Origin of the sequence: Methylocystis sp., from assembly GCF_021731785.1 — a bacterium.
In the GTDB taxonomy this organism is placed as follows: Bacteria; Pseudomonadota; Alphaproteobacteria; order Rhizobiales; family Beijerinckiaceae; genus Methylocystis.
Genome location: NZ_JAKFWS010000021.1, coordinates 26,013 through 33,373, shown reverse-complemented (window position 1 = coordinate 33,373; position 7,361 = coordinate 26,013). Strand labels below are relative to the sequence as shown.

Annotated in this window: 7 protein-coding genes; 5 read left to right on the top strand and 2 right to left on the bottom strand. The window is 63.5% G+C overall.

Going from position 1 to position 7,361, the window contains the following annotated elements:
- Nucleotides 1-126: 126 nt before the first annotated feature.
- Nucleotides 127-786 carry a hypothetical protein gene (locus tag QZ964_RS04740; protein WP_292529299.1) on the top strand — a complete coding sequence of 220 codons (660 nt, stop codon included), beginning with the start codon at nucleotides 127-129 and terminating at the stop codon, nucleotides 784-786.
- Between the two features lie 50 nt (nucleotides 787-836).
- Here the strand turns inward: QZ964_RS04740 and QZ964_RS04735 are convergent, their stop codons facing one another.
- Nucleotides 837-1,301, bottom strand: a complete 465-nt coding sequence (locus QZ964_RS04735) for an Hsp20 family protein (protein WP_292529296.1) — start codon at nucleotides 1,299-1,301, stop codon at nucleotides 837-839.
- Between the two features lie 91 nt (nucleotides 1,302-1,392).
- Entirely contained in the window at nucleotides 1,393-2,550 is a 1,158-nt protein-coding gene (locus QZ964_RS04730; protein WP_292529294.1) for a helix-turn-helix transcriptional regulator, read from the bottom strand.
- Between the two features lie 269 nt (nucleotides 2,551-2,819).
- Between QZ964_RS04730 and QZ964_RS04725 the strand changes: the two genes are divergently transcribed.
- The 4 genes from QZ964_RS04725 (at nucleotide 2,820) to QZ964_RS04710 (ending at nucleotide 7,330) form a co-directional block, all read left to right on the top strand.
- Nucleotides 2,820-3,218 (top strand): DUF2946 family protein, encoded by a 399-nt coding sequence (locus QZ964_RS04725; protein WP_292529293.1) that lies wholly within the window; start codon nucleotides 2,820-2,822, stop codon nucleotides 3,216-3,218.
- Nucleotides 3,219-3,278: 60 nt separating this feature from the next.
- Nucleotides 3,279-5,675 (top strand): TonB-dependent receptor, encoded by a 2,397-nt coding sequence (locus QZ964_RS04720; RefSeq protein ID WP_292529291.1) that lies wholly within the window; start codon nucleotides 3,279-3,281, stop codon nucleotides 5,673-5,675.
- Nucleotides 5,676-5,737: 62 nt separating this feature from the next.
- A complete protein-coding gene (locus tag QZ964_RS04715; RefSeq protein WP_292529289.1) occupies nucleotides 5,738-6,304 on the top strand; it encodes a TlpA disulfide reductase family protein in 567 nt (188 codons plus the stop codon).
- Between the two features lie 78 nt (nucleotides 6,305-6,382).
- Complete coding sequence (locus QZ964_RS04710) at nucleotides 6,383-7,330, top strand: alpha/beta fold hydrolase (RefSeq protein WP_292529287.1); 948 nt, start codon at nucleotides 6,383-6,385, stop codon at nucleotides 7,328-7,330.
- Nucleotides 7,331-7,361 lie beyond the last annotated feature (31 nt).

The window sequence follows — 7,361 nt, the reverse complement described above, 5'->3', positions numbered from 1 at the left end:
CCACCGCCGACCGCGGCAGCGCCTGCCCCGCCTCCTGCCGCCGCCGCGCCATCGGCGGCTTCAACGCCGGTTGACGCTAAAGCCGTGCCGGTAGCCGCGCAGCCGGCCCCGGCGCCCGAGCCACCCATGGAAAGCGCCAAGGCCAAATCCGAGCAAGCCCCGACGCAGAAGGCGTCGAACTCGATCGATTCGGCGAAGGCTGCGGACACGCCCCCCTCTGACAAAGCAGTGGAGGCCTCGGCCCCCGCTGAGCTGAAGTCGGACGGATCCGGCGTCGCAGCGCCTGCGAAGTCTTCTCAGGACCCGCAGCCGGCCGCCGAAAGCCCGGCCAAGGCGGCGTCCATCGCTGAAAAGCCGGCGCCTGTCGCTGAAAAGAAGCCTGATTCGGAAGCGGCTCCGCCTGCGGCCCAGGCCGGTCAACAGCCGGCGGCCGACAAGCCGGCGGTGAATGCTTCGACCGAGCCCAAGCCGGAGTCCAGCACAGCGCAGGCGACGAAGGAGTCCAACCAGAGCGCCGACAGCTCGGCGACGATCGCGGCGCATCCAGCGGATCAGACCGCCGAAACCGCAGCCCCAGCGCCAGCGCGAGTCCTTTCCGCGCCCGCCAAGCGTGCGGCGGCAATCCGCGCCGCGGGCGCCTCGACTCGCCGGGCGATCGTGCCGCCGCACGCCTCGAGCGGCACGACCGTCGTGGCTCCTGCCGCATCTGCGCCGCCGGCTTCGACGCCGAACGGTTCAGCGACGGCGAAGACGCCCGACAGCGCCGCAAGGCCAACTGGCGGGTAACAAAAAAGGCGCCCAGAAGGGCGCCTTTTCATCCACGTCAGACGTAAAACTTACGCGGCTTTCGACTCGACGATGGTCGCCGACGGCGCGGTCACGCCGATGTCGATGCGGCGAGGCTTCTGCGCCTCCGGAATCTCGCGCACGAGATCGACGTGCAGCAAGCCATTGACAAGGCTCGCGCCCGTCACGACGACATGGTCGGCGAGCTGGAACCTGCGCTCAAAGGCCCGCGCGGCGATGCCCTGATGCAAGACTTCGCGGCCGTCCGCAGGCTGCGCCGGCTCTTTTGAGCCCTTGATGGACAGGGTGTTTTCCTTGGTCTCGACCGACAATTCGTCGTGCGAGAACCCCGCGACCGCGAGCGTCACGCGATAGGCGTTTTCGCCGGTGCGCTCGATGTTATAGGGCGGGTAGGTTTGTGAGGTCTCGAATCCTCCAGCCTGATCGAGCAGGTTGAACAGACGGTCGAAACCGACGGTCTGACGATACAACGGAGAGAGATCGAACTGACGCATGACATATCCTCCAGTTGAGCGACATGCGGCGCGCTTGCGTAACCGCGCCGCGCCTCTTCGCGCGTCCGTTACGGCCCGCGCTGGCCACGATTTAGGAAGCGCTCAAGCGTCGTTCAAGAGGCGACGGCGATGCGGCGCGGGAAAGTCTCAGGCCGGCTGAGATGGCGCTCCGCCGCGAAAATGGCGTTTCCAGCGCAAGCACGAGCTTGACCAGATCCGCCTGGCGCGTCGCTCCGGTCTTCTGGAAAATGCTTTTGAGATAGCCCTTGACCGTTCCCTCGCTCAGGCCAAGCGCCCGAGCCGTGGCTGGGACCCCACCAACTTCCGCGATCGCCAGCAGCACCGAACTCTCGCGCGCGGTGAGCCCGAACAGTTCCGCGGCGACCGCTCCGCCCTCGTCCGCGTTGAGCGCGAGGCGGCGCAGGAACAGCGCCGAGAGGCCGTTCGCCATCGGCAGCACATGCATCACGCAGCAACGCGACTCTCCGCGTTTCACCATAATCGCGAAGGCGTTGGCGTCGGCGCCGCCACTTCCGGCAAGCGCGCGCTCCAGGGCCTCCCTGGCGCGCGGATCGCGCATCATCAGCGTATCGCCGACGACCGCGAGCGCATCGCCTTCGCCGAGCATGTCGTCGGCGCTGCGATTTCTGCGCACGATCCGCATCTTGCGGTCGACCACGAGCACGGGCGACGTCAGCTCCTCGAACAATTCCACCAGCACGGATGTGTCGGAAGCCGGCGTGTGATGCGCGATCGCGCTGGCAAGTTGCGGCAACAGCGCGTCGAGACGCGCCTTCGCTTGTGCGTCCGCCAGGCCAGCGGATTCGTCTCGCAACCCCACGAACAAGCAAACGCCCGTCTCGGACCGGTGGATGACGGCGCCAATCACGTCCACAAGTCCGAAGGGCGCCATCCAGCGTTGATAGGCGCCGCTTTGATGGAGCGCCTCAAGCGTGACGAAGTCTTCCGAGGAAAACGCTCGACCGACGCCGATTTCGGCCAGCACGCGCGCCTTGACCGGATCGAGTTTGCGATGGTTGCGCAGATATTCGACGATCCACGCTTTTTCCGCGCGCGTCGAATATTTGAGCTCCAACAGCGTCGAAACACGGTCTTCGAACAGAAGCGCCGCAAAGCGCGCATTCAAGGCGCGCGCGATCTCGTCAAGCGCGTCCGGCCAGCATCTCGCGTCGGCGCCCGCAGCTTTTATCGCTGAGACGACGCGCGCATCCTCAACTACCAAAGTCATCGTCTTTTCACCCGGTGCGACCTCTCGCCACACCTTCGCAAAGCCGGTAATTGCGATGGCGCGCGCCGCGCGGCGAAATGTCGAACTGCACTGGAGCCCTAGAGAAATCAGCGAAAACTCAAGGGCGTCAATTCATTGCACTTTAGCCTCTGTGTTGCGCAACTGCAACAAGGGACAGGAATGTGCCAATGGCCGCCGGTCCCCTCCCAATCGGGAGGAAACGGCAAAAAAAGCAACACGTAAGTTACAAAAAAGCAATCAGCGACGCCATGATCATCAGGACATCAGTCAAGACTCCGACGACAAACGTAAGAAAATGCCTGCGCGCATTTCTTGCTGCGACGCTGTTCGCTCTGTCGGCGCTGATGCAAGCGACGGTCGCGCCGCACGCGGGCTTGCCCGGGACGCTTCAACTCTGCTTCAGCGACCATGCGCCGGCGGATGGCGTGGATAGGAGCGGATCAGGCAGCGCGACAAGGCTCGGCTTGCATGCGCACTGCCGCGCCTGCCTGATCGCGACCGCGCCGTTCATTCCCGAAAAGCCGCCCGTTGCGCGCGCCGAACCGTCGCCAACCACCCTCGCTTATTTCACTGCTTGGTCTTTCGAACCCGGGGAACGACGCCGTCCGGGCGAAACGCGGTCACGCGCGCCGCCTCTCCTCTCCTAGCGAAGCAACAACACGCATTGTTTCAACCGCCGTTCGCCGGCGGAGCAGGAGAACTGTTCCATGACTTTCACCGTTCTTTCGCGCGGCGCCAGCGCCTGCGCCCTCATGCTCGCGTCGGTCGCCAGCGCTGAGGCCCAAGTCTCGCTCCCGCAGATCGTCGTCGGCGCAGCACGCGCGGCGCCGACCGCGCCGCCCTTGGAAAAGGCCGGCGACGAGGCGGTGGTCACCCAAAAAGAAATCGTTGCGGAGAAGCCGCCGGAAACGGATACGGCGAAGCTTCTGGAACGCCAGCCTGGCGTGAGCGTCCAGACGGGCGGCGGCGTTTCCGGCCTTCCGGCGATCCGTGGCCTCGCCGACGATCGCCTGAAGATTGTGGTGGGCGGCGTGCAGACGACGGCGACCTGCGCCAATCACATGAATTCGCCGCTGAGCTACACCGATCCGAACACGATCGGCCGAGTTGAGGTGGTGACCGCGGTGTCGTCGGTGACCAAAGGCGGCGATTCGATCGGCGGTTCGATTCTGGTCACCCCCATATCGCCGGTGTTTGCGACTCCCGTCGTCGCTCCGGCGGTCATCGGCCCGGCCGGCGCGCCGATTTCGCCGATCGTCGCCGTGAGTCCCTACCCTCCCGTTCCATATCTGCCGCTGCCGGTCCCTGGCACGCTGCGATTTGGACCCAACAACGAAGTTCTGGCGACGGGATCGATCTCGGCGTTCTTCCGCGGCAACAACAATGGCGTCGGCGTTTCAGCCAACATCAATATGGCCAATGACCATTGGAGCCTGCTCTACAACGGCTCCTGGCAGCGCGCGACCGACTATCACGCCGGCGGCAACGGCGACAAAGTTCTCTCCACGAGCTTCATCTCGGAGAATCACGCCGTCACGCTCGGCTACCAGAACGAGGGGCACCTCTTCACCTTCCGGGGCGCTTATCAGAACATTCCCTATCAGGGCTTTCCGAACCAGCGCATGGATATGATCCGCAACCGCTCCTATTCGCTGGACGCGAATTACAAGGGCGCTTACGCCTGGGGCACGCTGGAGGCGCGCGCCTATTGGCATCAGGTCTTCCACAAGATGGGATTCTTGGAGGACAGGTTCTGGCTCAATCACCCGATGATCGCGCTCGGCCGCGACTTCGGCTATTCGGTCAGGGCGGAAATTCCCTATAGCGAGCAGGATACGTTCCGCATCGGCAATGAGTTCCACGGCTACCGGCTTCAGGACTACTGGCCGAACGATTGGACCGGCTTCCCCAATTTCGCCACCATGCCGCGGCAATTCGCGCAGCTCAACATAAACGGGGGCCAGCGCAATCGCGTGGGAACCTATGCGGAGTGGGAGCGCCGCTGGACCCCGCAATGGTCGAGCCTTGTCGGCGTGCGCAATGACGTCGTTTGGATGGATACCGGTCCCGGCCGCAGCTACACGCCGTTCACCCTCACCAATCCGAACGTCATCGCGGTCAATCTGTTCAATGCGCAAAATCGCGCCCGCACCGACGTCAACTTCGATATGACCGCGCTGGCGCGCTACGAGCCGGAGCCTGGCAGCCTGTACGAATTCGGCTATTCGCGAAAGACGCGGTCGCCCAATCTCTATGAACGCTATACCTGGCCGATGTTCGGCGCATTCACGGCGATGTTCAACTGGTTCGGCGACGGCAACGGCTACACAGGCAATCTCAATCTCAAGCCGGAAGTCGCGCACAATGTCGCGATCACCGGCGCTTGGCGCGACATGTCGGGCGCCAATAACTGGGAGGCGCGGATTTCGCCCTTCTATACCTATGTCGAGAATTACATCGACGGCGGGAGAACCGGCGGAACCTTCAATACGTTTCCGGTAGCGAATTCTTATATTTTCCAGATCATGCAGTTCCGCAACTTTAACGCCGAGCTTTACGGCGTCGACGGCTCAGGCAGGATCAAGCTGCATGAGTCGCCGGAATACGGCAGGTTGCAGGCGGTCGGCGTCGTCAGTTTCGTCTATGGGCGAAATCTCGACATCGGCAATCCGCAATATTGTCTGCCCGGCAACGGCTTCTGCTCCGTCGCGTCCTTCCTGATCAAGAAAGGCGACGGCCTGTGGAATTTGATGCCTGCGAATGCGCGCATCGCGCTCGAGCACCAGATCGGCGGATTGAGCATGGCCGCCGAAACGCAACTCGTCGCGCCCAAGGATCACGTGTCGGCGAACAAGGGCGAATTCATCACGCCCGCTTACGCGCTCCTCAATCTGCGCGCGGCCTATGAGTGGAGCAATATGCGGATCGACCTTGGCGTCGACAATCTCACCGATGCGCTCTACTCGCTGCCGCTTGGCGGATTCGACCTGACGAACTATTCGCGCAACGCGTTTCTGTTCGGACGCAATGTCGGACTTGCGAGCGTGCGTCAGGTGCCGGGAATGGGCCGTAACTTCTACGCGGGCCTGACCGTGAGGTTCTGACGCCCGCGCGCTAATCTGGAAGGCGGCGCGCCGATGCGCCGCCTTTTTTTCGGACTCTTATGATGCGGCGTATTCTTGTTCTGACCGGCTTCCTCTGTGCATCGCTCGCCTCGGCGCGCGCCGAGATCATCGGCGCGCCGACGCCGCGCACGGTCACCGAGGACGAAATGAAGGCTTCCCTGCGGGAGATCGATCTCGTCGGCGCAAACGCCGCGCCGCTCGACTTGCGCGCGCTGATGGCGAACGGACGGCCGACGCTGGTGAGCCTTTGGGCGCATTGGTGTCCGAATTGCCTCGCCGAAATGAAAGGCTTCAAGGCGATCGCCGCCGCCTGCCCGGATCGCTGGAACATGGTCTTCGTCTCGGCGCGCGCCAGCGACTACGCCAAGGATACGGCGAAGTTCAAGACCTACGGCCTGCCCTGGAAAATCTTCCGCGTCGGCGATTCAACCAAAACCGATGTGGCGAAGGCGAAAAGCGCGCGGGCGTTCTATGGCGCGACGGCCGACGGCGGCGTGGTCACGCCGCTCCACTATCTGGTCGGCGCTTCCGGACGGGTCGACGCCATCGTCAGCGGCAGGCTGAACTTCGAAGAGCCGCAACGCCTCGCCGCTTTCTGCGCCGACTAAAAACCGCCCCGTTCGGCCTCGTCGCCAAAATGCATTATCTTCGCGTGAAGAATCGGCCTCGAGCGCCGAGGAGGCCCTATGCGAGAACTTGTTGCATCGCCCTACAATCCCGTCCCCGAAGGCGCCCTAGCCTACGCGCTGAAGACGCGGGACGGACGAAGATTGCGCGCCGCCGCTTTTCCCTGCAGCGAGCGGGCGCGCGGCACGGTGGCGCTGTTTCAGGGCCACAATGAATTCATCGAGAAATATTTCGAGACGATCGAAGATTTGCGCAGGCGCCGCCTCGACGTCGTCGCGCTTGACTGGTGTGGTCAGGGCGGATCGGAGCGCGAACTCGCCGACCCGCGCAGAGGCCATATCGACGACTTCTCGCAATATCAGCGCGACCTCGACGTTTTCATCGCGCAAGTGTTGAGCGATCGGCCGCAGCCCTGGTTTGCGCTGGCCCATTCGATGGGCGCCGCCATCATGCTCGAAGCTGCGCATTCCGAACGAACGCCGTTTCAGCGTTTCGTGCTGACCGCCCCGATGATCGATCTCGCCAATTTGCGCTTTCCGCGCGCCACGCGGTGGCTCGCCGATACGCTCGACATGTGCGGGTTCGGCGGCATGTACATTCCGCGCGGGACAGGCGCCTCCATGATCGAGAAGCCCTTCGAAGGGAATTTGCTGACGACGGATCCGGTTCGCTTCGAGCGGAACGCGGCGATTCTCCGGGTCGCGCCGCAGCTCGCCATCGGCGATCCGACGATTGGCTGGACCAACGCCGCCTTCCGGCTGATGAGGGGATTCGAATCGCCGGATTATGCGCGTAGAATCCGCGCGGCCATTCTGATGTTCAGCTGCGGACAGGAGATGATCGTCTCCAACGCCGCCATCGAACGCTTCGCGCAAAATCTCAACAGCGGCGCTCTCGCGACGATTGCGGGCGCCAAGCACGAACTGCTGATGGAGCGCGACGAGTTCCGCAGCCAGTTCTGGCGCGCCTTCGACGCATTCATTCCGGGAGAGGCCTTCGTCGCTTAGTTGAGGCGACTTTTGGATAGTGTGGTGGATT

Bases quoted from the DNA above. Each gene is read 5' to 3' on its own strand.
- QZ964_RS04710 (WP_292529287.1), top strand. From the start codon at position 6,383: ATGCGAGAACTTGTTGCATCGCCCTACAATCCCGTCCCCGAAGGCGCC.
- QZ964_RS04740 (WP_292529299.1), top strand. From the start codon at position 127: ATGGAAAGCGCCAAGGCCAAATCCGAGCAAGCCCCGACGCAGAAGGCG.
- QZ964_RS04725 (WP_292529293.1), top strand. From the start codon at position 2,820: ATGATCATCAGGACATCAGTCAAGACTCCGACGACAAACGTAAGAAAA.
- QZ964_RS04715 (WP_292529289.1), top strand. From the start codon at position 5,738: ATGCGGCGTATTCTTGTTCTGACCGGCTTCCTCTGTGCATCGCTCGCC.
- QZ964_RS04730 (WP_292529294.1), bottom strand. From the start codon at position 2,550: ATGACTTTGGTAGTTGAGGATGCGCGCGTCGTCTCAGCGATAAAAGCT.
- QZ964_RS04735 (WP_292529296.1), bottom strand. From the start codon at position 1,301: ATGCGTCAGTTCGATCTCTCTCCGTTGTATCGTCAGACCGTCGGTTTC.
- QZ964_RS04720 (WP_292529291.1), top strand. From the start codon at position 3,279: ATGACTTTCACCGTTCTTTCGCGCGGCGCCAGCGCCTGCGCCCTCATG.